We start from the raw sequence: 26,718 nt of genomic DNA, 5'->3' as shown, positions 1-26,718 counted from the left end.
GTTTGTTTCTTACGCTCGATGTTCAGTTTTCAAAGAACAATTTGTGTTTCATTTTCGTGTGCCCTCTCGAAGCGGCTCAATTAATATATCACAGCCTACAACAGGAATGCAACCCCTTTTTTACATGGAAATTTAATACAGCAATATGCGACTTACAACGGTCGATACAGCTTAGCGGCGTTGGGTGCCGTTATTTACGAACCTGATAACTCAATAAGTTAGACAGCGGCAGGGATTGCCGTTATATCTACTTACACCATCGATACGCGGCTGTATTCCAGAGCATAGCGGCATTCATTGCCGTTATATATATTTCATAAGAACGGATTCGATGAAATAGCGGCATTCATTACCGCTATGCCTTCCGCTATCATACCGTGTAGCAGTCTTGTGGCTGTTGGGAGTTCAAATAGAGTAAACAACTAGTCAGAGCAAAAAAAGACGGACCCGTGCATCAGCACAAGGTCCGCCCTAGTTATTTCCTTACCCTTCCGAACGATCACGCATGTGCGGGAACAGAAGAACATCGCGAATCGATGGCGCATCGGTAAGCAGCATAACCAGACGGTCTACGCCGATACCGAGTCCGCCCGTTGGCGGCATACCGTATTCCAATGCACGGATGAAATCATCATCCATCTCATGCGCCTCGTCGTTGCCTGCTTCCTTCTCCGTCAGTTGCGCTTCGAACCGCTCGCGTTGGTCGATCGGATCATTGAGCTCCGTGAACGCATTCGCGTGTTCGCGCGCCACGATGAATAACTCGAAACGATCTGTAAAACGCGGATCGGATTCTTTTTTCTTCGCCAATGGAGAGATCGCCACGGGGTGCCCCGTTACGAAGGTAGGTTGAATCAAGGTGTGTTCGCAGAATTGCTCGAAGAACGCGTTCACGATATGTCCGAATGACATATGCTTCTCGACCGGAACTTTGTGCTCCTTCGCGATTGCATGAGCTTCCTCGTCCGTCATCTGTACCTCGAAGTCTACGCCAACCGTTTCTTTGATCAACTGAGTCATCGAAACCCGGCGCCAAGCCGGAGTCAAATCTACCTCTTGGCCCTGGTAAGTGATCTTAGTCGTTCCATGAACCTCTTGCGCGATATGAGCAATTAAGTTCTCGGTTAACCGCATGATATCCTCGTAATCGGCATAGGCCTCGTACAACTCAATCATTGTAAATTCAGGGTTATGGCGCGTCGAAATCCCTTCATTCCGGTAGACGCGGCCGATCTCGTACACTTTCTCCAAACCGCCTACGATCAATCTTTTCAGATGAAGCTCGATCGCAATGCGCATATAGAGCTGCATGTCCAACGCATTGTGATGAGTAATGAACGGACGCGCTGCCGCTCCGCCTGCAATGGAATGCAACGTTGGCGTTTCCACTTCCAAATATCCGCGATCGTCCAGATAGCGGCGCATCGATTGGATAATGCGGGAACGGGAAATGAACGTTTTCTGTACGTCAGGGTTCACGATGAGATCCACGTAACGCTGGCGATAACGCGTTTCAACGTCTTTCAGACCATGGAACTTATCCGGCAACGGAAGCAACGACTTAGTCAACACTTCAAGATCCTTGACCTTAACGGAAGTCTCGCCCGTTTTCGTCTTGAACACGACGCCCTTAACGCCGATCATATCGCCGATATCGAGCAGGTCGAAGGCTTGGAACTTATGGCTTGGAACCGAGTCTTCCCGAACGTAGATCTGGATTCTGCCGCTCAGATCCTGCAGATTGGCGAAAGAAGCTTTGCCCATTCCGCGCTTCGTCATAATACGGCCGGCAAGGCTAACTTCGATCGCCCGCTCCTCCAGCTCTTCCTTCGTCAGATCCGAATATTGCGCTAAGATGTCGCCCGCTTGATGCGTGCGATCGAACTTCGTGCCGAACGGATCGACGCCAAGCGCCCGAAGCTCGTCCAATTTGTTCCGTCTGATTTGCAGTAATTCGCCTAATTCGATCGACTCCGATTGTTCAGTATGTTCCATGGTTTCGTTCTCCTTCGTTTCTTATCTGTATTGACGTTATCTACCAAACAATAACTACGAATAACAGGCAAAAAAGCTTCCTAAGGAAGCTTTTTAATCCAGTCAATCGGCTTCTCCGTCCAGATGACGGCGATAATCCATTCACACTATAGTCGCAAAATTACATTTTGATATCGACAATTTTGTATTGAATGATGCCCGCAGGAACGCTCACTTCAACCGTCGTACCCTTTTTCTTGCCAATAATCGCTTTACCGACCGGGCTTTCGTTGGAGATCTTGTTGTTCAGCGGGTCTGATTCTGCCGTACCTACAATCGTGTATTCCATCGTATCTCCGAATTCGAGATCCTCAACGACTACCGTCGAACCGATACTTACCGTTTCCAGATCGATTTCGTCGCTATTGATAATTCGTGCGTTACGAAGCATTTTCTCAAGGGTAATGATCTTGCCTTCGATGAAGGCCTGCTCGTTCTTAGCATCCTCGTATTCCGAGTTCTCGCTAATATCTCCGTAGCCGATAGCGACCTTAATGCGTTCTGCCACTTCGCGGCGTTTTACGGATTTAAGATTTTCGAGTTCATCTTCAAGCCTCTTAAGCCCATCCTGGGTTAGAAGCACTTCCTTATCGCTCATCTCACCGATCTCCTGTCATGGGAAAGATTTTCAGGGTTGCTAATCCAATATATGGTCGGTCACCGCTGACATGACATCTTAATGGATGCAAGCCTACGATTTTCCTGATGCTTGGGCGAATATTGGTTCTGATTATATTTCAACCCCTGAAAAATGTCAATTCGCGGAAAGCACTTTATGAAACCGCTTCCTCTCAGTGTACGAGGATTTCGCCCTGTTCAGAAGCTTCAGCGGCATCGCGTTGCAACAATTCATCGACCGTTCTCACATAGTTATCCAGTATAGAAACGACTTCGGAGCGGCTTGTCAGATCCATGATCGAATTTTTGACCATCGCGGAATCGGGCAGCCCTTTTAAATACCAAGCTAAGTGCTTGCGCATCTCCCTTACGGCCACATTCTCGCCCTTGAGATCGGACAAGCGATCCAAGTGTAATACGGCTATCCGGATTTTCTCCGCCGGAGAAGGATCGGGCAGAAGCTCGCCTGTCGTCAAGTAATGAACAGTCCGATATAGCATCCACGGATTTCCAAGGGCGCCCCGGCCGATCATGACTCCGTCGCAGTTCGTATGCTCGAGAAGGCGCTTCGCGTCCTCAGGGGAGAATACGTCGCCGTTACCGATAACCGGAATATTCACAGCCTGCTTCACGTCCCGTAAAATATCCCAGTTTGCCTTGCCCGTATAGAGCTGCTCCCGAGTACGGCCATGCACGCTGACCGCCGCTCCGCCCGCGCGTTCCACAGCCTGCGCATTTTCCACCGCATAGATGTGCGCGTCATCCCACCCAATGCGCATCTTCACCGTTACCGGTTTTTTGGCGGCATCCGCTGCATAAGACACCATTTCATAGATTTTCTTCGGATCCAGAAGCCATCTTGCTCCCGCATCGCACTTCGTTACTTTCGGTACCGGGCAACCCATGTTGATATCGATAATATCCGCATTGGTGTTCTGGTCGACGAATTTGACGGCTTCGACAAGAGACTCCTTGTCGCCTCCGAAAATTTGCAAGCTTAGCGGTTTCTCGCGCTCGTCCACGAATAGCATTTCCAGCGTCCGCTGATTGCCGTGAAGGATCGCTTTGTCGCTCACCATCTCCGCGCAGACAAGCCCGCACCCGAACTCCTTGGCGATAAGCCGGAAAGCCGGATTGCAGACGCCCGCCATCGGAGCCAGCACGACGTTATTGTTCATCGGAACGTTACCGATCTTAAGCATATTGTTGTTACTCCTTTCGTAGCCCATGGCCATCCCATTCGGCGTATCGAGCAATGCCTTCTTCTTGAAGAGAGAATGCCGATAGCTCCGCTTCCCATGGGAAAAGGATTTCCTTCGGCCAGATGTCCCTTAGCGGAACTAATACAAATGCCCGCTGTCCCATTCTGGGATGCGGGAGCGTTAATTCCGGCGTGTCCATCGTCGTTTCTCCATAAAGCAATAAATCCAAATCTATATTGCGCGGTCCCCATCGCACGTCTCTCACGCGACCCATTTCCTGTTCAATCGCCAACAAGCGACGAAGCAGGGTAATCGGATCAAGCTCCGTAGTCAGGCTCACCGCCATATTCAGAAAAGAAGGCTGATCCGTAAATCCGACAGGGGCGGTCTCGTACGCTGCCGAAATGCGAAGGACTTCAAGCTCGGTATCGGCTTGGAGCCTATTTAACGCTTCCGTTAGCGACGATTCTCGATCGCCCAGATTAGCGCCTAGCGCCACATATGCTTCTAACACGTCGTTCTCAATCCTCTACTGGTACGATGTTCCCGTTCGGATCCCTTTGTCTTCGCAGCTCAACGGTTACTCCGTCAAAGGTAATATCGAAAGGCGGATTCGGCTTCGTCACCGACACCGTAGCTTTAATGATACTAGTATACGTACCGAGTAGGGCAGAAGCAATGTTTTCGGTTAACGCCTCGATGAGCTTGACCGGCTTACCTTCTACGATCCCTTTAACGAGAGAATGAATCTCGGCATAGTTAACCGTATCGTTCACATCGTCGCTGCGCGCCGCGCGCGTAAGATCCATCCTCATGTCTAGATCGACATAATATTTCTGGCCTAATTTATTTTCCTCGGGAAACACCCCGTGATAACCATAAAACACCATTCGCTTAAGCTGCATTCTATCCATGGTGAACCCCCTCATCTTTTCCCGCTTGCCGGTATACGATAGCATCCGACATAGCAGCTAACCGCTTCATCTGCAGAACGTCATGAACCCGTACGATCTGGCAGCCTTGGGCAATGCCTAGAGCAGTCGTAGCACCCGTACCCTCTATCGTTTCACTCGGCGTAACGCCCAACGTTTTCTGGATAAATGTTTTTCGGGACGTACCCAAGAGAACGGGATATCCCATCTCGACCACCTTGTCTAGATGGCCCATCAGTTCCAAATTCTCCTCGTAATCCTTGGCGAAACCGATACCCGGATCCAGCCAGATCATATCTTCCCCGATACCGGCAGCTTGCGCTATCCTTACGCTTTCTTTCAAATCTTCTAATACATCCGCAATATAATCGGAATAATCGCGATCGTTCCGATTGTGCGTCAGAATGACCGGACAGCCGAATTTCGCGGAGACAGCCGCAATTTCCGGCTCGCGCTTGAAACCCCAGACGTCGTTCACGATATGCGCGCCCGCTTCCAACGCTTGTCTTGCCACTTCCGCCTTGTACGTATCTACGCTGATCGGTAGTTGAACCTGTTCCCGTACGGCTTGGATCACCGGGATAATCCGGCGCAATTCCTCTTCCAACGGCACCGGGTCATAACCCGGCCTTGTCGATTCCCCGCCGATATCGATAATATCGGCTCCTTCGGCAGCCATTTGCCTAGCTCTTTCGACAGCGGCTTCCACCGCATTGAACCGTCCTCCGTCAGAGAAGGAGTCCGGCGTCGCGTTCAATATTCCCATAATTAGCGTACGTTGCCCCAACTGCAGCTTTAGTCCATCGTGAAAAGTATAGTCGCGGGTATAAAATGTCGGCTTCATCGCTTGTTGTTCCTTTCCGCGGCACTCCGATACTGATGCATTAAGTTATAGGTAATGGCCCCGACAGAATTGCACCCGCCAGGATTCAAGCCTCGCCCGCCGATATTCTCGACTTTCGTCACCGGAACGATCTCCTGAATGGAATTGGTCAGGAACACTTCATCGGCATATAGAAGCTTCTCCCACTCATACAGGCCCTGCTCCGTCTTAATGCCCATCCCCTCCGCTAACGCAATCACGTATTCCCTCGTAATTCCTTCGAGCAAACCTGTCGACGCCGCAGGCGTGTACAGCACACCGTCCGAAATCCAGAACACGTTGCTGACCATTCCTTCAACGATATGCCCTTCCCGGTTCAAGAAGAGCCCCTCCGTACCTGGTCTTGCTCCCGCACTATTTAATTCCCTTTTGGCATTGATATTATTCATATAGTGAAACGACTTCAGCCGGATATCGCCCTCCGGAGTGCTCCGAGGAAGCTGCAGCAGCCGCAAAATTTTTCCTTTGCGGGTAGATGGCTCGTCTGCGGCCAATTCCTTCGCGTAGACGATCTCATTCGGCTGCCCGTAATCGTCGCTCGGCAATCCGATAGCCCCTTCTCCCGCGGACACCGACCAACGGATATAACCCTCCGTCAATCCGTTCGCTTGCAGCAATCCCGCCACCGTTTCTCTCATCCGAGGCACATCCGGAACATAACGGATTCCGAGCAGCTCGCAGCCCTTCGCCAGCCGTTCCGCATGTTCCTCCAGAAGCCAAGGCTGACCCCCGTATGTCCGGAACGTTTCGAATACGCCCATGCCGTACAAAAAACCGTGATCGAATGCGGAGATCACGGCTTCGTTGCTGTCGGTTAGTAGTCCGTTGTAAGAATACTTCATGCTCTTACGCCCGATTTCTGGTTTAAGAAATTACGCAGAATCTTCAGACCGTTATCCGTCATGATCGATTCGGGATGAAACTGTACGCCCTCTACGACATATTCTTTGTGTCTCAAGCCCATAATCAGACCGTCTTCCGTCTCCGCGCTGATTTCTAGGCAGTCCGGTAGCGTGTCGCGTTTGACGATCAAAGAATGGTAACGGGTCGCAGTGAACGGCGAAGGAAGTCCTTCGAAAACCGTGCGCCCGTCGTGCGTGATCTCGGATGTTTTGCCATGCATGAGCTGATCCGCCCGAATAACGTCTCCGCCGAACGCTTGTCCGATCGCTTGGTGCCCAAGGCATACTCCGAAGATCGGAATCTCTCCTTTGAATCGTTCCAGCAACGCCAAGCTAATCCCCGCTTCGTTCGGCGTGCAAGGTCCTGGGGAGATAAGAATATGATCGGGAGCCAGCTTAGCTATTCCGTCAAGATCGATCTCGTCATTGCGATGGACGAGGATCTCCTCGCCTAGCTCTCCCAAATACTGTACCAGGTTATACGTGAATGAGTCGTAATTGTCGATGACTAGAATCATATCGATTCCCCCTGCCCTTCACTGTACTGGACCGCTTTCCAAAGCGCCTTGGCTTTGTTCAAAGATTCGTGAAATTCCCGCTCCGGCTCGGAATCGATAACGATACCTGCGCCCGCTTGAATGTGGCAAATTCCGTCCTGAACCGCGATCGTACGAATAATTATATTAAATTCCATATTGCCGCTATAGTCAATCCATCCGATAGAGCCCGTATATGGCCCTCTGCGGGTAGGCTCAAGCTCTTCGATGATTTCCATCGTGCGAATCTTGGGCGCTCCCGTAATCGTTCCTCCCGGGAATACCGCGGCTAGTACGTCCAACGTATCCTTCCCTGCGGCAAGCTTAGCTTCAACCTGCGACACAAGGTGCATGACGTGCGAATAACGCTCGATCGTCATTAGCTCCGGCACTTTAACCGTTCCGTATTCCGCCACTCGCCCAAGATCATTGCGCTCCAGATCTACGAGCATCACATGCTCTGCCCGTTCCTTCTCGCTCGCGAGCAACTCGTCCTCCATCGCGCGGTCTTCTTCCTCCGACATTCCGCGACGGCGGGTTCCGGCGATCGGCCTCGTGGACAATCGGCCTTCGTCTAATTTCACGAGTAGTTCCGGAGACGCGCTGACAAGCGCAAAAGAAGGCGTCCGAAGCATCCCCATATAAGGAGAAGGATTCACCAACCGAAGCCATTCGTAGATCGTTTCGGGCGTTACGCCCGTCGATTTGCTCTGGCGCATCGCAAGATTGACCTGAAAGACGTCACCTTGCCCGATATAATGCTGAATCCGCCGTACCGCCGACTCATAAGCCGTCTTGCTCATTGACGTCGATAAGCCCGGCAGGCTTTCCACGTCGATCTGCAATTGATCCTGTTCCATCCGTTCAAGCATTCGGTTATGACGCTCCACTTGGGAAGCCGAGTGGCTAGCCGACACCCAGCTATTCCATTGCGACTCCATCTCTAGCGAACGTTGGCATGCCAAATTGAATTGCTGCTCCAATGCATCCGCATCTGCTTCGGCAACCCGAACATGAACCGCACAATAAACAACATTTTCCGCGTGATCCGCGATCCAGAGTTCCTCGAACCTTTGAAACACATAATCCGGCAAACCTAGATCATCTTCCGCCAATACGGGAAGCTTCTCCAAGCTACGTACGATGTCGTAACTCCAGAACCCGAGCACTCCGCCGATACAATCAGGAACACCTACTGGCTTTGGGCCAACCCACGGCCGCATCCATTCCCTAAGCAGCTCCAATGGCGCTCCCTCATCTTGCCTGACCTCCGTCCAACCGGATTCCGATCCGATCGGCTTCAACACCCGCGCACGAGCGCCCTTACCCTCGATCACCGATACCGGGTCCAAGCCGACAAAAGAATATCTTCCGCCTTTGCCGCTTTCCAGTAAACAGGAGTGCTCCGACGCCTCTTCCCATGCTTTGTCCCAGAAGGTCGGCAATAAGATTCCCGGCTCTAGCTCGACCTTGCGAATATACGGAAGCAAAGTATATCTCTCTTCCTCGTTCCATCGTTTCCATTGCTCAAATGCGATGACTTCCACGCTTACTGATCCCTCGATCCGCTTCTCTTATTTAGCAGAATACCACAAGGCAGACTGCATGATCTACTCGACGTCTCTATTCGTTGCTAATCGCCTACCTAATGCGGTAGCTGGTTGCCACTGTGGCGTGATCCAGATCTAAAGCAGTAAGCTTCGCAATTTCCCCATGTGCGTCTCTTGCCTAAGTGTATTTCTTACAGTTAGTTCTGCGATTCCCATGTGCGCTTCCACCTAAGTGTATTTCTTGCAATTAGTTATTGGAAAACGTTGCTTTTAAGTCGTATGAGCGAAAAATAAGTGTACCTTTTACACTTAGTTCTGGAAATGTCTACTTTGTAATCAAACTAAGTGCAGGTTTTACAACTAGATTATGCGGGGTATGCAGTCGGGGTGCGGGGGGAGGGGCGGACAATCAAGTACATCACATCGATTCGCATAGCAAAAACAGCCCCCGCCAAAGACGGGAGCTGCATTCCAAACCCTATTAGTTGTCGAAGTTAAAGAGCGGCGTGCTCAGGTAACGTTCGCCATTGGAAGGAACAACCGCAACGACGCGTTTGCCTTCGCCGAGTTCTTTCGCTACTTTAAGCGCCGCGAAGATAGCCGCGCCGGAGGAAATACCGACAAGCAGACCTTCTTTTTTGGCAACGGCACGAGCCGTTTCGAAAGCTTCTTCGTTCTCTACAGTCAGAACCGCATCGTAAACTTCGCGATTCAAGATCTCAGGAATGAAGTTAGCGCCGATACCTTGAATTTTATGAGGGCCAGGACCGCCGCCGGACAGCAATGGGGAAGCAGCAGGCTCTACCGCATACACCTTGATGTTCGGGAAGTTTTGTTTCAACACTTCGCCGGCGCCGGAGATCGTTCCGCCAGTACCGATTCCGCTTACGAACGCATCGATCTTGCCGTCGTAGGAGTTAATCGCTTCTACGATTTCAGGACCCGTCGTTTCGCGGTGAACCTTAACGTTTGCTTGGTTTTTGAACTGTTGCGGCAAGAAGTAGTCCGCGTTTTCTTTAACGATTTCTTCCGCCTTCTTAACGGAACCGTTCATGCCCTCGGAACCCGGCGTAAGCACAAGTTCAGCGCCATAAGCGCGAAGCAGGTTGCGACGCTCCAAGCTCATCGTTTCAGGCATAACCAGAATCGCGCGATATCCTTTAGCAGCAGCAACCATAGCCAAACCGATTCCCGTGTTACCGCTGGTTGGTTCAACGATCGTGCTCACGCCCGGCTTAATCAAGCCTTGTTTTTCCGCTTCTTCGATCATGCTGATCGCGATACGGTCTTTAACGCTTGAACCTGGGTTCTGGTATTCCAATTTTACGTAGATTTCTGCACTGCCTTCCGGTACGATGCGGTTCAAACGAACGAGTGGCGTATCGCCGATAAGCTGAGTAACATTCTGTACAATCTTAGCCATTGGACATGTTCCCTCCCAAAATATGCGGCTCAGCCGCCTCATTACGTTAATCCGACTAAAACAGTCGGCTTTTTGTTTGTTTTCATCTTATCAAAACACGGAGAGGATTGTCAATAGCTGGCTCTCCGATTTCCATATTCCATCAAGCCCGGTTATCGCAGGGAATCGTCTTTTACGTCGGCGCGATACTTGATTAATAAGGCTTGTTCCAGCTCCCTCGTAGAGACAGCTTTCCCCAAAGCCAATTGTCGCCTGACTTCCGTCCGGATTTCCTCTTCCGTCTTGGTCTGCATTTCCTGCTTGCCGTCCAACCTCACGATAACATAACCCTGATCAACATGGATCGGCCCCGTTGTTTCCCCAACATGCATGGCAGAGACTGCATCCATCACCGCCGGTGCTTCGAAAGGATCTTGATCCTCGATCCATCCTACGTTGCCCCCGTCTTCAGCGGTGAATTCATCCATCGAGTAGCGTCGGGCTAATTGCGCGAAATCCTCGCCTTCCGCAAGCCGGTCGAGCAAACCATTCGCCTGCTCCGCGGTCTGCACCACAATCTGAGCCCATTGATATTTCTTACGAGGCTGAAGTTGCTCCCGATGCTCCTCCAGATAAGAATCGATCTCCGTTGGACTTACCGAAATATCGCGTATAGACAATTTCTCCAGCAGCAGCCGGTAACGGGCGTCCTCCCGGACTTGCTCCCGATTCATGCCGAGCTGTTCGTCCATTGCTTCATAGAACTGATCTTCGTCCTCGTAACCTTGTTGCATAAGCCGCAATTCTTGTTCCAGCTCTTCATCCGTCACTACGATTTGCGATATTTTGGCTTCTTCGTTCACAGCCTTCTGAAGCATCATACTTCTAAGCGTCTGAGAACCGTAAACGGATAGCAGTTGGTCGAGTAATTGCTGACGAGTAATGTTCGAGTCGCCAATCGTTGCGACGATATCGCCCTTCACGATGGTTTCCTTGGAAATACTCTCGCTAGAAATCGGCGTCGGATTTGATTCCGAATTACAGCCTGTTGCTATAACCGATGTTGCCAAGAGGGCCAGCAGTACGAGCGGCTTGCGCCGTATCGTCTCCCTCATGCTAAATCATCCCTTCCTTTAATCCCGATCCGAAAGACGATACAGCGATTCCAGATCTTCCGCTTCGAACATATATTTCTCGTTGCAATAATGACAGTGAAGCTCCGCTTCGCCATCTTCATCGATCATGTTTCTAAGTTCTTGCTTGCCGAGGGTGATCAGTACTTTCTCGAATCTTTCCCTGGAGCAATTGCACTGAAATACCGGCTCAATCGCCTGATGAATGGTGATCTCGTCCCCAAGGAGAAAACGCAAAATGCCTTCCGGCGTCTCACCTTGATCAAGTAACGCCGTGACGTGAGGCATAGCCGCGATAGCCTGCTCCAGTCGAACCAATTGCTCTTCCGGCAAGCCGGGCAGCACTTGAACAATGAATCCCCCGGCATGCAGCACGGTGTTATCCGTTTCTACGAGTACCCCTAAACCTACCGCCGAGGGACTTTGCTCGGATTCCGCGAAATAGTAAGTAAAGTCTTCCGCAAGCTCTCCCGATATAATCGGAACGCTGCCTTTATAAGGCTCCTTAAGGCCAAGATCCTTCGTGACATGCAGGTATCCCGTATGGCCGACAACCCCAGCTACGTCCAGTTTCCCTTGGCTGTTGCTCGGAAGGTGGGTATGCGGATGATCTACGTATCCTCTTACTTCTCCTGCCGCGTTGGCATCAATGACGATTTGGCCTAATGGGCCATCGCCTTTGACTTGCACCATAAGTCTTTCTCTGCCCTTGAGCATGACGCCCATCATCGCCGAGACCGTTGCCGTACGGCCAAGCGCTGCGGTTGCAGTCGGATATGTATCATGGCGCCGTTGCAGCTCAGACACAAGCGCCGTCGTTCTTGCCGCGAATACCCGTAAGCCGCCGTTCCAAGCCGTACCTCTAATTAACTCGTCTTTCATGTTGCGCGACCTCCTGCTTAACAACCCTTTTCGTAATAATGAAACAGCTCTATAGGTTTACCCATTCCGCTCATACACAATCCTCAAACCTTCCAACGTCAGCAAAGGATCCACGATCTCGATCGTTTCCGACTCCCCTGCGATCAACTCCGATAATCCCCCAGTCGCAATGACTCTAGGCTGGACGTTAAACTCCTTGCAGATCCGACGTACGATTCCATCCACCTGACCGGCATATCCGAAAATAATGCCCGATTGCATTGCCGCTACGGTGTTGCGCCCGATCACGGTTTTCGGCTTAGACAATTCGATTCGAGGCAACTTGGCCGCTCTTTGGTATAGCGCCTCGGCTGAAATCCCGATTCCCGGTACGATCGAGCCGCCCAGATAGGCACCGGACTGATCGATATAATCGAAAGTCGTCGCCGTTCCGAAATCGACCACGACGAGAGGCGTACCGTACTGTTCGATTCCGGCAACCGCGTTCACGATCCTGTCCGCGCCGACCTCGCGTGGATTCTCGTATCGAATGTTTAATCCGGTTTTAATCCCGGGACCGACTACCAATGCTTCTTTACCTACGTATTTCTTAAATAGCTGCTCGAGAGTGTTCATGATCGGCGGAACGACGCAAGACAAAATAACGCCCTCGATCTGTTCCGCCCGAACGCCCGCCAGCTGAAACAAATTGGTAATCATAATGCCGTATTCATCTACGGTGGTGGAACGGTTAGTGCTCAGTCTCCAGTGGTGCGTTAACGAGCTGCCTTGATATAGCCCCAGTACAATATTCGTATTCCCGACATCTACGACTAGAATCATGACAGCCCCCCCGTTTTCTTCGCGTTCAGGTCAAGGCTAATATCGAGCGCTTGAAAAGAATGCGTCAAACTGCCCACGGAAATAATATCAACGCCGCTACGGGCGACTTCCGCTACGCGTTCAGGGGTAATTCCGCCAGACGCTTCGATCACGATGTTCGGTGCTTTACCGCGAATCATCGCGACGGCTTCGGACATATCGCTCGAATTCATGTTATCGAGCATGATGATATGCGCTCCGGCTTGCAAAGCTTCTTCCGCTTGAGCGAGAGATTCCGCCTCCACCTCGATCATCATCGTGTGGGGAATGCGGGACTGTGCAGCTTGAACCGCGGCCGTAATGCCGCCAGCCGCCTTAATATGGTTATCCTTAATCATGACGGCATCATACAAGCCGAAGCGATGATTCGCTCCGCCGCCAATTCGAACCGCGTATTTCTCCATCGTCCTGTGTCCCGGCGTCGTTTTGCGCGTATCCGCGATTCTGACCTTCTGCCCTTGCGCAGCGGCTACGTATTCATTGGTTTTGGTCGCGATGCCCGACAACCGTTGCAGAAGATTAAGCGCTAGTCTTTCCCCCGTTAGGATGCTATGGGTAGAGCCTTCAACAACCGCAAGCACCGTACCGCGGTCAACGCGGGTTCCATCCGTTACTTGCGCATTGAATTTCAAGTTCTTATCGATTACCTCGAAAACAAGGCGAGCCAAAGGAATGCCCGCGATAATCCCCGATTGTTTCGCATGAATAATACCGCTCGATTGATGGCCTTGCGGCACGGTTGCCATCGTTGTCACGTCGCCTGAGCCGATATCTTCCGATAGCCATGCTTTGAGCTGCTCTTTAATCGAGTCAACCGCAGGACCACCGATTTGCCAGTCGCTTTCTCGTTCAAACATCGCCGTCGACCCTTTCTGTGCGAATCCCTTTTTCCCGATTCAATATCGTATGCACGTGCCAGTTCAGATCATCCTTCTGCGGATAATCTTCCCGATAATGACCGCCGCGGCTCTCCTCGCGATTCAATGCCGCCTCCGTTACGAGCAGTGCGCAAGTGAGCAGATTGGCGTATTCCAGTTCTTCCCGTTTCGATAAGCATAATTGGAATAATGGCAGTTGTTTTCTTAGATCCTCTAAGCCTTTCAATAATCCTTCACGGTCTCTTCTTAATCCCGTATAACGTACCATGCCCTTCTGGAGCTTCAGTCGTCTTTCGATTAATGCCCCTGTCAGAGCGGCTTGCCTCTCCGTAGCCGGACCGTTGTCCGCAGTTAACTGATTCGGAGATAGCTCGTTAATCACGTCCACGATACGTTGCCCGAAAACGATAGCCTCCGATAACGAGTTGCTCGCCAGTCTATTCGCGCCATGAACGCCCGTAGACGAAGCTTCTCCGCAAGCGAACAAGCGTTTAATGCTCGTCTGCCCGTGCAGATCCGTCTTCACCCCGCCCATCATATAATGGGCGGCCGGGGCAACCGGAATCCAATCGGTCGTCATATCCAAACCGTATCTTAAACAGTATTCATAGATCGTCGGAAAACGATGCTGAATCAATTCCGGCGATTCATGCGTGATATCAATGTAGACGTAAGTCGATTTTGTCGACTCCATCTCGCTTAGGATTGCGCGTGCGACGACATCCCTTGGAGCGAGCTCCAGCTGGGGATGATAGTTTTCCATAAATCGATCGCCGCGAATATTACGTAAATAAGCGCCTTCACCCCGAACAGCTTCGGAGATCAGAAATCTCGGAGCCCCCGGATAACACAGCGATGTAGGATGGAACTGGTTGAATTCCATATCCCTAATATCTGCACCTGCCCGGTAAGCCATCGCGACGCCATCGCCCGTTGCGACTTCCGGATTCGTCGTATACCGATAAAGCTGTCCGGTTCCTCCCGTACAGAGAATCGTAGCTTGTCCGAATACGGCTACTCTGGAGCCATCAGGTTTCTGAACTAAAGCTCCGCGGCATTCGCCGTTCTCCGTTAGCAGGTCGAGCACGAAATGATCATCCCATAATTCGATGGTCTGGTCGGACTTGACCTTCTCCGCCAGCGCGCGAACGATCTCGTAGCCGGTTGCATCCCCATTTGCATGTAAAATGCGCCGCTGGCTATGGGCGCCTTCCTTGGTCAGAGCATATTGGCCATCCTCTTCGTCGAAGTTCGTGCCGTAGCGTATTAATTCCTGAACCCCGTGAGGCCCTTCATGTACAAGAACGTCGACCGCCGCGGCTTCGCAAAGGCCTGCCCCGGCAATCAACGTATCTTGCGCGAGAAAATCCGGAGAATCTTCATCCGAAATAACCGCGGCTATCCCGCCTTGCGCATAGCGGGTGTTGCTATCGAACAAAGATTTCTTCGTAATCATCAGCACGCGTTTCGTTTCGCTCGATTTGAGCGCCGTATATAATCCGGCAATGCCGGCTCCAATCACGATAACGTCAGTCTCTATTCGAGGTAGCTTGTCTAGGTCAAAATCGACAACGTAACGCGGAATCATGTTCATTTCGTCTCCACTCTAACATGAGAGTAGCGCAGGCTACTTAACCAGCAGCATGCGCTCCAGCGATAAACGGGCTTTGTCCGCAACGTCCTGCGGCACATAAATTTGCGGTTGCATCGTTTCCAACGCTTTAACAACCTTCTTCAGATTGTTTACTTTCATGTTCGGGCAAACGAGGAATTTAGATGCAAAATGAAAGGTTTTATCCGGGCTGTCCAGCCGTAATTGATATCCGGTTCCGTCTTCCGTGCCGACGATAAATTCTTTGCGGCTCGATTCACGGCAATGTTTCAAAATACCCGTCGTGCTTCCTACAAAATCGGCCATCGCTACGACTTCCGGACGGCATTCGGGATGAACGACGAATTCCGCATTCGGGTATTTGGCCCGCATTTCCTCGACATCTTTAATCGTTAGCATGTCGTGAGTGTTGCAGTAACCTTCCCATATAATCATTTTCTTGTCGGTATGCTGGGCAACGTAATGTCCTAAGTTCTTATCCGGGCACCAAATAATTTCGTCCGAATCGACTGAATTGACGACCTTGACCGCGTTAGCCGACGTACAGCAAATATCCGTCTCTGCCTTTACGTCCGCCGAAGAGTTAATGTAAGTGACGACCTTAGCATTCGGATGCTTGGCCTTCAGCTCTCTAAGACCGATTGGATTAACCATATCCGCCATAGGACAGCCTGCTCGTTCATCCGGAACGAGTACAGTCTTGTGGGGCGCAAGAATCTTGGCGCTTTCCCCCATGAAGTGTACGCCGCAAAATACGATCACGTCCGCATCCGTCGACGCCGCTTTCTGTGCGAGGAGGAACGAGTCTCCGCGGAAATCCGCAACCTCCTGTATTTCATCGCGCTGATAATAATGAGCGAGAATAATAGCATTACGTTCCTTCTTAAGCTGCATAAGCCGTTCGCGTAATTCGCGGTTCTGCTCTGCTTTGCGCTCTAAGGCTAAAGCTTCCATGCATGATACCTCCCTAAGATGAACCGATAGTTTGTGAATGAATGCACAAACATGGCGGGGATGCTGTCTGTAGTGTGGACGAAAAGGACTTCGTTCATTAACACTTAATTTACACTTGCCAGATAAGGCTGTCAATTCATCTTGCAACGATTGGAAGCCCTTTTTCTTGGCATTTATTAACTCTCTGCGCGCAATTGCTTTCCGCCTCTTATCCGGTTTTACCCAACTACAGTTACTGATTCCACTCTATTGCACCTTGCAGTCCGGTTTTGCCTGACTACAGCTATGCCTCCAGCCACTTGGGTCCCTCGACCTCACGCGCTCCCGCAGCTTTCTCAACCGTACAAAAAAACAGGGGGCCCCACGCCGTTAAGCGCGGGAACCCCCTGTTGACTGTAACTAATCTTATTTAGGCTCGTCGGAGCCTTCATCGTCCTTGCGCAAATCCGGCATAGTTGCCAGCGGCTCGTCTTCACGGGTTTGAATCCGTACTTTGACGTTGCCTAGCGTATCCACGATCGGTTCTGCTTTGGATTCTTCCTCCGCTGCGGAACCTTCTCCGTCTTCGCTTGATCCGATTACGCCTTTCTCGATGAGGGATTTGATCTGATCCAGATCAAGCGTCTCTTCATCGAGCAATGTCTTCGCGATCAAGTGCATCTCATCGCTCTTCTCGGTAAGCAGTTTCTTAGCGCGATCATAACAGTCACGCGTAATGCTCTGCATCTCTTGGTCAATCTCGTAAGCGATCGCATCGGAATAGTTCTGTTCATGTCCGATATCTCGTCCTAGGAACACTTGACCTTGGGAGCTACCGAATTGCATCGTTCCGAGCTTCTCACTCATCCCGTATTCCATGATCATCGCGCGCACGATACTTGTCGCGGACTTGAAGTCGCTATAAGCGCCCGTGCCGATTTCCCCGATGAAGATTTCCTCGGCTGCACGGCCTGCAAGCAAACCAGTGACTTTGTCGAGGAGCTCTTGCTTAGTGACGAGCATACGATCTTCCTTCGGCAGCATGATGACGTATCCGCCAGCTTTCCCGCGTGGAATGATCGTTACTTTGTGCACCGTATCGGCATGCTCAAGGAAGAATCCGGCAATCGTATGACCCGCTTCATGGTAAGCTACAATACGCTTCTCACGATCGCTGATCACCCGGCTCTTCTTCTCGGTACCGACGATGACGCGGTCGATCGCCTCGTCAACTTCCTGCATTGCGATATCTTTCTTATTCCGGCGAGCAGCAAGCAACGCCGCTTCATTCAATAAGTTCTCCAGATCCGCTCCGGTAAATCCGGTCGTCCGTTTGGCGATCGTGCCAAGGCGTACGTCCTTGTTAAGCGGCTTGTTGCGTGCGTGAACTTTCAGAACCGCTTCGCGGCCTTTTACGTCTGGACGATCCACCGTGATCTGACGGTCGAAACGGCCCGGACGAAGCAAGGCTGGATCGAGAATGTCAGGACGGTTAGTCGCGGCAACGATAATAATGCCTTCGTTAGCTCCAAAACCATCCATCTCCACGAGGAGTTGGTTCAGCGTTTGTTCACGCTCGTCATGTCCGCCGCCGAGGCCTGCGCCCCGTTGACGTCCAACGGCATCGATCTCATCGATAAAGATAATACAAGGCGAATTTTTCTTCGCGTTTTCGAACAAATCACGAACACGGGATGCCCCGACGCCCACGAACATTTCAACGAAATCCGAACCGGAGATCGTGAAGAACGGAACGCCCGCTTCACCCGCAACGGCGCGAGCCAGCAAGGTTTTACCCGTACCAGGAGGACCTACGAGAAGAACGCCTTTAGGAATCCGAGCGCCAACAGCGGCGAACTTGCGAGGATCCTTCAGGAATTCCACGACTTCGACCAACTCCTGCTTCTCTTCATCCGCTCCGGCTACATCTTCGAACGTTACCCGCTTTTTCTCTTCATTATAAAGACGGGCGCGGCTCTTGCCGAAGTTCATTACTTTGCCGCCGCCACCCTGTGCCTGATTAATCAGGAAGAAGAAGAGGACGAACATGATAATGAACGGAATGATGGAAGTCAAAAATGTCAGCCAGAAGCTTTGTCCCGGCATTTTTTTGAACTCGTACGAGAAACCCTTTTCCTTGCTCAACTTCTCGAATTGCTCCGTGGCATAATCAGCCACCGGCGCACGCCCCGTGAAAGTCTCGCCTTTCTCGGTCGAGGACTTCGGTTTATACTCACCGGTTACCAAGTAAGTACCGCTTTGCATTTGCAAGGTCAATTTGCTGACATTGCCTTCTTGAACCACTTTAATGATTTCGCTGTAGCTAAGTTCCTTGGTCGTCTCGTTCTTCCCAATGAAAAACTGAACGATACCAACAGTCACCAAAAAGATAAGTAAGTAGAAACCTGTGTTACGGATGAACCGATTCATCCCTGACCTCCTCTCGACACGCTTACATCATTTTACCATAGCCTGTCTTGGCATCACAATCATCATGCACCGCCGCAAGGGCGGCCAGATTTAACTGGAATAAACTTCCGGCTTCAATACGCCGACATAAGGAAGATTGCGGTATTTCTCCGCGTAATCAAGACCATATCCGACGACGAACGCATCCGGAATCGTAAAGCCGGTATAATCCGCGTTCAAATCGGAAGTGCGGCGTCCCGGCTTATCGAACAGCGCTACGACGTTCACGGATAACGCATTGCGGCGCTCCAAAACGTCGATGAGATAACTCAAGGTCAAACCGCTGTCGATAATATCTTCTACGATGAGTACGTCGCGTCCTTCAACGGATACGTCTAAATCCTTAATAATTTTTACTTCACCGGAAGACCGGGTGGAATTGCCGTAACTCGATACCGCCATGAAATCAAGTTCGATCGGAATCGTAATGTTCTTGGACAAGTCCGCCATAAAAATAAAAGCGCCTTTCAGTACGCAAATGACGAGCGGATTACGCCCCTCGTAGTCGCGGCTGATTGCCGCTCCCAGCTCTTGTACCTTCTTCTGTATTACTTCTTGCGAGTAGAGAACTTCTTGAATGTCATTATGCAAAGAAGGTACCTCCCAGTGAGATTATTACACGGTATGATGGCATGACTCTTATCATGCACTAGTTTTCGTCCTTAACCAAGCATTAACGGCTTTCGTACGTCGATGTCGGAGACGAATCAGATAAGCATAACGAATATTATACTTTCTGAGAAGAGAACGTAAAGCGCCATGTCGTTCGGGTCTGCTCGGTAACCAAAGCATGGCTTGAGCGCCTTATACCCGGTATCCAGAGCACTCGTCCCTTCCCGTCAACCAGCAACGGAAACTTATCGCGGCGGGAACGCGGCACTTTGGCATCGACGAACATATCTTGCACTTTTTTCGTGCCCTTTAGTCCGTAAGGATGCATAAGATCGCCAGGCATGCGGCTTCGAATCCGAATGGGAAATTGGAGCTGGTCAGCGTCAAAGCATGCTTCTTGCTCGTTTCCCGGCAAGCTGGAACAAGTTCCTTCCAGACGCTCCAACCGAATCTGCTCGCCCGTTTCCTCGATATCCACTGCGTTCATCGTTTCAGTCACGATATACGTAAAGTTTACCGATTCCGGAAGAGCGGGCCCGATATAGGCCTGTTCATATTCCCTGATCAGTACCCATCCATCCCCAATATCCAATTGAGTGACAGTAGGGCGATCTTGTAGAAGCGCTGCTAGAATTTCCTCCACATGCCCGTAATCCAGCATTTGGCGCGGGTTTGCAGAACAATTTAATATTAATTTAATCAATCTGCGTTGTAAAGCGACGTGGAGGCTGCGGAACCGTCGTCGCTCTATTCGGAAGCCTTCTCCAGATGGAGTGACCTCCTCTTGAAAAGCGCGCTGCGTTTGGATTTCCATATACGCATCATCCGCACCCGCCATATCGGCGAGTCTGATTAACGATGCCTTCAGCCTGGGATTGTGCTGCTCCAGCATGGGCATTAGATCCAACCGAACGGCATTGCGAAAATAATGCCGATCGATATTGCTGCTATCAACCGCGTAAGGCACCCCGTTTCGCTTACAATACTCCAGAAGCTCACATTTGGTTATACGCAGAAGAGGGCGAATCAGTTCCAATTGATCTTCTTTGCGACGATAGGGGATGCCGGCAAGCCCGCTTACCCCGGTTCCCCTAATCAATCTCATCAGTACCGTTTCCGCTTGATCGTCCGCATGGTGCCCCGTTAAAAGGTAAGAAGCGCTATACTGGCTCGCTACTTGCTTTAGAAACTCGTAGCGCTTCTCCCTAGCCGCCGTCTGGGCATTGATCCCCGTCTCCGCTATGTAAGATGGCATGCCCAGTTCGGCCGTTTCGAACTTCAATCCCAGCAGCTCGGCATACCGTCTCACCAGCTGTGCTTCCGCATCGGACTCCGCGCCTCTGAATTGATGGTTCGCATGGGCAACCACAATCGTGAAAGGTAGATCTTGCGCCATCGTACTCAGAATGTGCAGCAGCGCCATAGAATCCGGACCGCCGGAAACCGCGGCGATAACCGAGCTTTCTTCATGCCACCAGCCATCCGTGCGTGCTTGTGCCATGATGTCGAGTTTCCAATCGTCCTGCGCTTGCACTGTCATTACTCCTTTTTGGAGGTTGTTCAGAAAGTGAACATAGCTAAAAATCTCGCTTTCTGAAACTTCGCTTTTCTCTTATTGCAACAGCCAGACCGCCGCGACCGTCACGCTAAGCACGATCGCAGCTCCAAGCATGCCTGCCATCCAACCGGGAATGCGATCGCTCGGAGACTTAGGAGCTTGGGATATCCGAACTAGACTTCTCCACTCTCCGCTAGCCTCCCTTGTGGTTTCGAACTTCCCTGCCAAAGCTTTCTCCATCCAAACTTCGAGCGGCTTTAACAACGGGTTACTCTGCACGAGCCTCATCAACTCCCGGGGATGTCGATTTTGCGGGAGCAGCGTCTTCGTTAACTGAATTAGCCTTTTGCCATCTAGGGCATGCAGCCACAACAGAGCTACCGCAAAATGATCGTATGCCGGATCGGCCGTTCGGCTCCCCGCGGACCAATAGCCCCTGTCGTAGATCTCGGTGAACTGACGAACGCTGCGACCTATGGCCGAAGCGCCGCCAAAATCAACTAACTCGACTCTGCCGTATTCTCCGATCAGAACGTTGTCGCTCTTAATATCCCCGAACACCCAGCCGGCTTCATGCAATAGGGTTAGACGCTCCAATAGCCGATAGCCGACGACTCCGAGCCAATGTGAACCATTTTGCCGCAAATACGCTTTAACCGGTATGCCTGGTACGTATCTCATCACATAGAAAGGAACATTCGTTCCATTCACTATAGCGTCATCTACATCTAATAGAAAGGGAGGACGGTTCTTCTGGGAATGATCCAAAGAAGCTAGTATATTTGCCTCCCCTTGCAACTCTGCAGCCTCGTGGCCAATCTTGACCGCAAAGGTGGTCCGATGACCCGAGGTCGCTAAATACACTTGTCCGTTCGAACCCAATCCAAGCAACCGTTCTAGCCGATAAAGCTTCCCGTTCCATTTGCCCCTCATTACCGTTCCTTTCGGAAAGGGCTGCTTATCAGACGACGTAGTCACTCCGCACCTCGTTCGGATCGCCACGCGTTGCTTGAAGTGGCGCTTCCGCTAGCTCTGTTTTGCTTATTTTACCACAAGTCTCGCCAATAAAATCAACGACTTGCATAAGAGCCGGACCTGTCGGAGTCGTACCTCTCATGCGTATCCGTCCGAATAAGGATCCGATCTTAGCGGCATTCGAGGTCCAGCCGGCGTCCATGACGCAATAGTCATGCTGGGAATCCCCGGGGAAATGGAAGACGGACACTTGGCTTTTGCCCGTTCTGGCCTGCAGGCTCAAGGTAAGATCGCGAATGGCTTCCTCTACGGCATGTAGTTTCGGCTTCATGCTTGCGCTAGCATCGATGAGCAACGCCACGGAGAGCGATATCGTTTCCTCCATATCCTCCATGACTTTCACGACTTCCGCCCTTTTGGGCGGCGGCAAAGAGCCGACGTTATCTACCCCAAATAACTGGCGAAGCTCTTGATTGACGGCTTGCCGAATACTCCCCGCTACCGTCTGTCTAGTCATCATCTGTACCGTTCTGGACAACTGCCGACTTGTCACGATCTGGCTAATTCCGCCACCGGCTCTCGCAATCTCGGCAATCTCCACCGATCCGTACTCCCCGATCGTTCCATCATCGATGACTCCCGCAACGTTTACGGTAATCCCCTCCGCATAAGCCTGTGCGGCAGCAATGACCGGGCTCTCGCCTACGTTTGATCCTCCATCGGTAATGAGCAAGATTTGCTTCATCATTCCACGCTCCTCTTATTTTCTAGAATCTATTAAGAGTGTCGCCAAGGAATGGGAGATTTAACCTTTCGAAGCGAGCTTCGCTAATTTTGACGTAGCTATTCGGAATCGTCTTTGGTATGGCTGGGGAGGATCATCTGGTAACTCAACGCTGACATTTAACACTCCTTATTTGTGCTGTAGTTGGGTTTTGCCGGACTACACGGGCTGTTGAGGGAGCTTGGTGTGCTGCAATTGGGTTTTACCGGACTACACAGGCTGTTGAGGTAGTTTGGTGCGCTGTAGTTAGGTTTTACCGGACTGCACGGGCTGTTGGGGGAGTTTGGTGCGCTGTAGTTAGGTTTTACCGGACTACACGGGCTGTTGGAGGAGTTTGGCGAAGGTGCTGTTGGGTGAAGGAAACGTTCGAAGTCTGGTTTAATAGGCAGCTAAAACTTTCGTTTCACCCAGCCCCCCAACACACGAAAAGCCTCCCAACAAGGGAGGCCTTTTACACCGCTCATCTATAAAGTCACTAACCAAAAAGTCACTAACCAACCTTCTTAACTAACCGTTCTTGGCCGCTCTAACCGATTGAGGCCCGGCCAGCGGAAAGCGGCCCATTCCGGCTGATGGCGAGTCAGCCGAGTGACGACGACGGTCATGTCGTCCTTCACTCCTCCCGGATATTGGCGCAGCGCCGTATTGAGCAGCTCGTCCGCGATGTCCTGTGGATCATCGGCAACTAGCTCCTGCAGCACTCTTTTCATCCATTGCTCCTTGTTGATGGCATGACCGGGCGAATCCAGAATGCCGTCCGTCATCATAATCAGCGTATCCCCCGGCTGCAACTGTACCCGCAACAAATCGATCTCGATATCCTGTAAAATACCGATCGGCAAATTGTTCGCGGCTATCGGAATAATTTCCCTCCCTCGTTTAATAAAACTGGGCGTCGATCCGATCTTAAGCATCGTCGCATGCGCGGTATAAAGATCGATCAGCGCCAGATCCACCGTCGCGAACATTTCCTCCGGAGAGCGCAGCAGTAACACCGAATTGACCGACTTCACCGCAAGCCGTTCATCGATCCCCGACTGCAACAGCTGCTCCAGCATCGACAACGCGGCACTGCTCTCCATGCGCGCCCTTACTCCGTTGCCCATTCCGTCGCTTAGCGCGACCGCAAATTTACCGTTGCCCAGCTCCACCATGCTAAAGCTGTCTCCCGACAACATATCGCCATCCTTGGCTGCTCCCGCCACCCCCGTCTCCACCTCGTAAATTTTGGCCGATGCGAATGTCACCGTGCTTAAATGCGCGGAAGGAACGCCGCTTCGCTCGTGGCTTACCGTAACCGTTTCTCCTAGTATTTCCGATAGCAACGGCGCGATCATTTTGCGGCATTCGTCATACCCGGTGCGGAAAGCATGCACCATCTCAATATCGATATGCCCCTCCTCCAAGTTAATAATATCTATATTCTGAATCGCCAGCCCCAGACGGTCGAGGGCATCACGGATTTGCCTCTCCTGAGCATCCATCTGTTTGGCTTCGCGACGAATTTCCTTCACCAAGTCGTCCATGACTTGGGAAACCCCTGACAGCTGGTCCGCCACAAGAAATCGGCTATCCTGTAGCTGCTGCCGCCAATGCAAGTCGTTCCGATAGACCTCGTACTGCCGCTTGAGCACATCTAGCACGAGCGGCGTCTTGACGCATACGCGGCTCCAAGACTTCGGCATCTGAGCCGGCATCAAGTCCGGTTCCTCCTCGATCGCCGTCATCATGTCGGTCATCAGCTTATAGGTTTGGATGAATTGTCCATCCCAGCATAAGTTGCGACGGTGGCAATTCGCGCACGCCCGTTCATGAACCTCATTGACGAAATGATCGAAGTCCCGGCCTTGCCTAACGGTTTCCCCTTGTTGGGTAATTTGGCGGAAGCTCCGTGATAGCTGCCGAAACACCTCCGAAAACTTTTCCACCCGTTCGGCCGTCAGGTCTCTTACTTTTTGCGCATAATCGTGTTGGTTCTGTGCATAGTTTGTAGTACCGGGAACATATCTTGATATAGACTCCAGTAGGGAACGGCGTGTAATCAACAGCAAAATCGAAGCCGCCACGGTCGACCATGTGGAAGCCATCGTTTCCGCGACAGTGCTTCCGTATAGCGCCAATACCGAAGTGCCTAGCAATAACCCGAATATGGATGCTGCCTTCCCGCCTTCTCGTACGAGACCTGCCATCAGTCCGCCGAAAGCTAGCAAGCCGATCTCGGATGCCGCTCCAAGATTGGACAAGCTTAGGATCATTCCCGCGACCACGCCGACAGAGGTCCCAAGCGCCGGTCCTCCAACGAATGCCGTTAATACGACGAGATAACGGGACAACACGCTCGCTACCGCTACACCGAAGACCGTCCAACCCGTCATGCCCGTGAGAAGACAAGCGAGCAAGATCGCAACGCCTACCCACTCCTCGTGTCGTAGCTCTGTTGCTTTCCTCGTTCTAGTAAGCACGGGAAGCGCATGTACGAATATCAGCGTAAGCACGAAAGCCAACCCCGCTTCCACGAGCGTTAGGACGTAGGGCAACCAACCGGTATTGTCTACAAGGAGCGTATCGAATAACCGAACGATTAACGTCCCGGCGAACACGACGACAGGCGCATGGGATAAATCCGCGCGCTCATAGAGCACCAAACCTCGATAGAGTAAATAAATAACGCCAATTTCCGCGCAAATGACCGCAGGCATCGGTTCGAGCGCCCAGAAGCTGCCCGCTACGAGAGACAACATGGCCCAGAACGCCAAATCCCTTCGCAAATAAAGAATGACTCCGAAAAATGCCGCCGCGAAGGGTGCGATTCCTTCCAGCATGACCGCTCTGCCTAACAAAAAGCCGACTCCGATAACCACTAGCAGCCACTGCTGGGTACGTAAGGCTTCCCCCCATCGCGTTAGAAGCGAATGCGGATGGGAGTCTCCTTGCGTTTGTTTGGCTTTCCCTTTCTTCTGAAACCAACTTTTGCGCCCTGTGTCGGGAACAATAGAGGGTCCGGTCCCCGTACGAGGTACGAAGGGAACGACGGACGGCTTGTCCATGATGCACACCCCATTCACCAGATTGAATTGTGTTCTTTATTATAGGGGGGGCAATTCATGAAGTTTGTCAGAAACGGTTGGCGGGAAAAAAGTTTTTTCCGACAGGATCGGGCGGATGCTCGTGCCCGGTTGCGCGAACTCGCCAAACCCATGGTGCTCATAGGTTATTCCCCATATGGCAAGAAGCAGCCCGGGCATTAACTCCAATTCCGACAGCAAAAAAACGCCCTCATCCGACTACGAATGGCGCTCCTTGCCGCTCACTCTCAGACGCGAACCGCGCCGCAATGCCGGATAGGCACGAATGAATGCGGAGGGTTAAAGTTTTCTCATCGTCCAGAAAACACAACAAAGCCGGACCCTGGGGTCCGGCTTTGAAAAAAATTAGGATCATCTTATATCTTACGAACGACGTCCGCCTCGTCCGCCACGTTTGGATTCGGTACTTTTCTTAAGATTAGAAATGCGCTCTTCGCTGTCCTTTAGGAAGCGAGACAATTTGTCATCAAAAGAGGGGGATCTTCCGAAACCACCCGGTTTGGAGGGACGACCACCGCGATCGCGAGGTCCACGTTGTTGCGGTTGTTGCTGCTGCTGTTGCTGTTCCGGCGGTTTGTCCACGGCTTGACGAATGGATAGACCGATCTTTCCGTCTTTGTCCACGTTAATGACCTTTACCGTTACCATGTCATTAATCTTCAGGTGCTCATGAACGTCCTTCACATAGCTGTCGGCAATCTCGGAAATATGAACGAGTCCTGTAACTCCGCCCGTTAAATCCACGAAAGCTCCGAAATGCGTGATGCCGGTAACTTTGCCCTCCAATTTGGTTCCCACTTCGATGGCCATAAAAACCGATGTTCCTCCCTGAACCTAAATGTGCCCGAACTGCATAAGTCCGGCTATGCCAATTAT

24 protein-coding genes are annotated in these 26,718 nt (G+C 51.5%); 1 reads left to right on the top strand and 23 read right to left on the bottom strand.

Features of this window, described 5'->3' with window-relative positions:
• Window positions 1–483: 483 nt before the first annotated feature.
• The 22 genes from lysS to spoIIE form a co-directional block, all read right to left on the bottom strand.
• Entirely contained in the window at window positions 484–1,995 is a 1,512-nt protein-coding gene (lysS, locus tag L3D05_RS24600) for a lysine--tRNA ligase (protein WP_239619024.1), read from the bottom strand.
• A 160-nt stretch (window positions 1,996–2,155) separates the two neighbouring features.
• Window positions 2,156–2,632: a transcription elongation factor GreA gene (gene greA, locus L3D05_RS24595; RefSeq protein ID WP_239619023.1), complete on the bottom strand. Its 477-nt coding sequence runs from the start codon at window positions 2,630–2,632 to the stop codon at window positions 2,156–2,158.
• Between the two features lie 193 nt (window positions 2,633–2,825).
• Window positions 2,826–3,854, bottom strand: a complete 1,029-nt coding sequence (gene dusB, locus L3D05_RS24590; RefSeq protein WP_239619022.1) for a tRNA dihydrouridine synthase DusB — start codon at window positions 3,852–3,854, stop codon at window positions 2,826–2,828.
• 7 nt (window positions 3,855–3,861) lie between these two features.
• Window positions 3,862–4,368 (bottom strand): 2-amino-4-hydroxy-6-hydroxymethyldihydropteridine diphosphokinase, encoded by a 507-nt coding sequence (folK, locus tag L3D05_RS24585; protein ID WP_239619021.1) that lies wholly within the window; start codon window positions 4,366–4,368, stop codon window positions 3,862–3,864.
• A gap of 7 nt (window positions 4,369–4,375) precedes the next feature.
• The gene (gene folB / locus L3D05_RS24580; RefSeq protein WP_239619020.1) at window positions 4,376–4,768 is read right to left on the bottom strand and encodes a dihydroneopterin aldolase; all 393 of its coding nucleotides are present in this window, start codon (window positions 4,766–4,768) and stop codon (window positions 4,376–4,378) included.
• Window positions 4,761–5,630, bottom strand: a complete 870-nt coding sequence (gene folP, locus L3D05_RS24575) for a dihydropteroate synthase (protein ID WP_239619019.1) — start codon at window positions 5,628–5,630, stop codon at window positions 4,761–4,763. The genes folB and folP overlap by 8 nt, the downstream gene beginning before the upstream one ends.
• A complete protein-coding gene (pabC, locus tag L3D05_RS24570; RefSeq protein WP_239619018.1) occupies window positions 5,627–6,511 on the bottom strand; it encodes an aminodeoxychorismate lyase in 885 nt (294 codons plus the stop codon). Before pabC ends, folP begins: the two co-directional genes overlap by 4 nt.
• The gene (pabA, locus tag L3D05_RS24565; RefSeq protein ID WP_239619017.1) at window positions 6,508–7,089 is read right to left on the bottom strand and encodes an aminodeoxychorismate/anthranilate synthase component II; all 582 of its coding nucleotides are present in this window, start codon (window positions 7,087–7,089) and stop codon (window positions 6,508–6,510) included. Before pabA ends, pabC begins: the two co-directional genes overlap by 4 nt.
• Window positions 7,086–8,654, bottom strand: a complete 1,569-nt coding sequence (locus tag L3D05_RS24560) for an anthranilate synthase component I family protein (RefSeq protein ID WP_239619016.1) — start codon at window positions 8,652–8,654, stop codon at window positions 7,086–7,088. Before L3D05_RS24560 ends, pabA begins: the two co-directional genes overlap by 4 nt.
• A 484-nt stretch (window positions 8,655–9,138) precedes the next feature.
• Complete coding sequence (gene cysK / locus L3D05_RS24555) at window positions 9,139–10,080, bottom strand: cysteine synthase A (protein WP_239619015.1); 942 nt, start codon at window positions 10,078–10,080, stop codon at window positions 9,139–9,141.
• Between the two features lie 152 nt (window positions 10,081–10,232).
• Window positions 10,233–11,174 carry a peptidylprolyl isomerase gene (locus tag L3D05_RS24550; RefSeq protein ID WP_239619014.1) on the bottom strand — a complete coding sequence of 314 codons (942 nt, stop codon included), beginning with the start codon at window positions 11,172–11,174 and terminating at the stop codon, window positions 10,233–10,235.
• A gap of 18 nt (window positions 11,175–11,192) precedes the next feature.
• Window positions 11,193–12,074 carry an Hsp33 family molecular chaperone HslO gene (hslO, locus tag L3D05_RS24545; protein WP_239619013.1) on the bottom strand — a complete coding sequence of 294 codons (882 nt, stop codon included), beginning with the start codon at window positions 12,072–12,074 and terminating at the stop codon, window positions 11,193–11,195.
• Window positions 12,075–12,131: 57 nt separating this feature from the next.
• Entirely contained in the window at window positions 12,132–12,896 is a 765-nt protein-coding gene (locus tag L3D05_RS24540; RefSeq protein ID WP_239619012.1) for a type III pantothenate kinase, read from the bottom strand.
• Window positions 12,893–13,792, bottom strand: a complete 900-nt coding sequence (gene nadC, locus L3D05_RS24535) for a carboxylating nicotinate-nucleotide diphosphorylase (protein ID WP_239619011.1) — start codon at window positions 13,790–13,792, stop codon at window positions 12,893–12,895. Before nadC ends, L3D05_RS24540 begins: the two co-directional genes overlap by 4 nt.
• Entirely contained in the window at window positions 13,785–15,401 is a 1,617-nt protein-coding gene (gene nadB / locus L3D05_RS24530) for an L-aspartate oxidase (RefSeq protein WP_239619010.1), read from the bottom strand. Before nadB ends, nadC begins: the two co-directional genes overlap by 8 nt.
• A 39-nt stretch (window positions 15,402–15,440) precedes the next feature.
• Window positions 15,441–16,379, bottom strand: coding sequence for a quinolinate synthase NadA (gene nadA / locus L3D05_RS24525; protein WP_239619009.1), 939 nt, complete (start codon window positions 16,377–16,379; stop codon window positions 15,441–15,443).
• A 405-nt stretch (window positions 16,380–16,784) separates the two neighbouring features.
• Entirely contained in the window at window positions 16,785–18,788 is a 2,004-nt protein-coding gene (ftsH, locus tag L3D05_RS24520; RefSeq protein WP_239619008.1) for an ATP-dependent zinc metalloprotease FtsH, read from the bottom strand.
• Window positions 18,789–18,878: 90 nt separating this feature from the next.
• Window positions 18,879–19,418, bottom strand: a complete 540-nt coding sequence (gene hpt / locus L3D05_RS24515) for a hypoxanthine phosphoribosyltransferase (protein WP_239619007.1) — start codon at window positions 19,416–19,418, stop codon at window positions 18,879–18,881.
• A 136-nt stretch (window positions 19,419–19,554) separates the two neighbouring features.
• On the bottom strand, window positions 19,555–20,973 hold the full coding sequence (gene tilS / locus L3D05_RS24510; RefSeq protein ID WP_239619006.1) for a tRNA lysidine(34) synthetase TilS: 1,419 nt from the start codon (window positions 20,971–20,973) through the stop codon (window positions 19,555–19,557).
• 78 nt (window positions 20,974–21,051) lie between these two features.
• Entirely contained in the window at window positions 21,052–21,975 is a 924-nt protein-coding gene (locus tag L3D05_RS24505) for a serine/threonine protein kinase (RefSeq protein WP_239619005.1), read from the bottom strand.
• Window positions 21,959–22,717 carry a vWA domain-containing protein gene (locus tag L3D05_RS24500; protein WP_239619028.1) on the bottom strand — a complete coding sequence of 253 codons (759 nt, stop codon included), beginning with the start codon at window positions 22,715–22,717 and terminating at the stop codon, window positions 21,959–21,961. Before L3D05_RS24500 ends, L3D05_RS24505 begins: the two co-directional genes overlap by 17 nt.
• A 542-nt stretch (window positions 22,718–23,259) precedes the next feature.
• A complete protein-coding gene (spoIIE, locus tag L3D05_RS24495; RefSeq protein ID WP_239619004.1) occupies window positions 23,260–25,803 on the bottom strand; it encodes a stage II sporulation protein E in 2,544 nt (847 codons plus the stop codon).
• A gap of 57 nt (window positions 25,804–25,860) precedes the next feature.
• Here spoIIE and L3D05_RS24490 point away from each other — a divergent pair, with 57 nt between their 5' ends.
• Window positions 25,861–26,004 carry a hypothetical protein gene (locus L3D05_RS24490; RefSeq protein WP_239619003.1) on the top strand — a complete coding sequence of 48 codons (144 nt, stop codon included), beginning with the start codon at window positions 25,861–25,863 and terminating at the stop codon, window positions 26,002–26,004.
• Between the two features lie 201 nt (window positions 26,005–26,205).
• Here L3D05_RS24490 and L3D05_RS24485 read toward each other — a convergent pair whose 3' ends face one another.
• Window positions 26,206–26,652, bottom strand: a complete 447-nt coding sequence (locus L3D05_RS24485) for a S1 domain-containing RNA-binding protein (protein ID WP_239619002.1) — start codon at window positions 26,650–26,652, stop codon at window positions 26,206–26,208.
• Window positions 26,653–26,718: the final 66 nt, after the last annotated feature.

This window comes from Cohnella mopanensis (assembly GCF_022352055.1).
Classification (GTDB): domain Bacteria; phylum Bacillota; class Bacilli; order Paenibacillales; family Paenibacillaceae; genus Cohnella; species Cohnella mopanensis.
This window is presented reverse-complemented; position numbering and strand designations above follow the sequence as displayed.

Excerpts from the sequence above, each read along its gene's own strand:
- lysS (WP_239619024.1), bottom strand. The coding sequence starts at position 1,995 with ATGGAACATACTGAACAATCGGAGTCGATCGAATTAGGCGAATTACTG.
- greA (WP_239619023.1), bottom strand. The coding sequence starts at position 2,632 with ATGAGCGATAAGGAAGTGCTTCTAACCCAGGATGGGCTTAAGAGGCTT.
- dusB (WP_239619022.1), bottom strand. The coding sequence starts at position 3,854 with ATGCTTAAGATCGGTAACGTTCCGATGAACAATAACGTCGTGCTGGCT.
- folB (WP_239619020.1), bottom strand. The coding sequence starts at position 4,768 with ATGGATAGAATGCAGCTTAAGCGAATGGTGTTTTATGGTTATCACGGG.
- folP (WP_239619019.1), bottom strand. The coding sequence starts at position 5,630 with ATGAAGCCGACATTTTATACCCGCGACTATACTTTTCACGATGGACTA.
- pabC (WP_239619018.1), bottom strand. The coding sequence starts at position 6,511 with ATGAAGTATTCTTACAACGGACTACTAACCGACAGCAACGAAGCCGTG.
- pabA (WP_239619017.1), bottom strand. The coding sequence starts at position 7,089 with ATGATTCTAGTCATCGACAATTACGACTCATTCACGTATAACCTGGTA.
- cysK (WP_239619015.1), bottom strand. The coding sequence starts at position 10,080 with ATGGCTAAGATTGTACAGAATGTTACTCAGCTTATCGGCGATACGCCA.
- L3D05_RS24550 (WP_239619014.1), bottom strand. The coding sequence starts at position 11,174 with ATGAGGGAGACGATACGGCGCAAGCCGCTCGTACTGCTGGCCCTCTTG.
- hslO (WP_239619013.1), bottom strand. The coding sequence starts at position 12,074 with ATGAAAGACGAGTTAATTAGAGGTACGGCTTGGAACGGCGGCTTACGG.
- L3D05_RS24540 (WP_239619012.1), bottom strand. The coding sequence starts at position 12,896 with ATGATTCTAGTCGTAGATGTCGGGAATACGAATATTGTACTGGGGCTA.
- nadC (WP_239619011.1), bottom strand. The coding sequence starts at position 13,792 with ATGTTTGAACGAGAAAGCGACTGGCAAATCGGTGGTCCTGCGGTTGAC.
- nadB (WP_239619010.1), bottom strand. The coding sequence starts at position 15,401 with ATGATTCCGCGTTACGTTGTCGATTTTGACCTAGACAAGCTACCTCGA.
- nadA (WP_239619009.1), bottom strand. The coding sequence starts at position 16,379 with ATGGAAGCTTTAGCCTTAGAGCGCAAAGCAGAGCAGAACCGCGAATTA.
- ftsH (WP_239619008.1), bottom strand. The coding sequence starts at position 18,788 with ATGAATCGGTTCATCCGTAACACAGGTTTCTACTTACTTATCTTTTTG.
- L3D05_RS24500 (WP_239619028.1), bottom strand. The coding sequence starts at position 22,717 with ATGAAGCAAATCTTGCTCATTACCGATGGAGGATCAAACGTAGGCGAG.
- spoIIE (WP_239619004.1), bottom strand. The coding sequence starts at position 25,803 with ATGGACAAGCCGTCCGTCGTTCCCTTCGTACCTCGTACGGGGACCGGA.
- L3D05_RS24490 (WP_239619003.1), top strand. The coding sequence starts at position 25,861 with ATGAAGTTTGTCAGAAACGGTTGGCGGGAAAAAAGTTTTTTCCGACAG.
- L3D05_RS24485 (WP_239619002.1), bottom strand. The coding sequence starts at position 26,652 with ATGGCCATCGAAGTGGGAACCAAATTGGAGGGCAAAGTTACCGGCATC.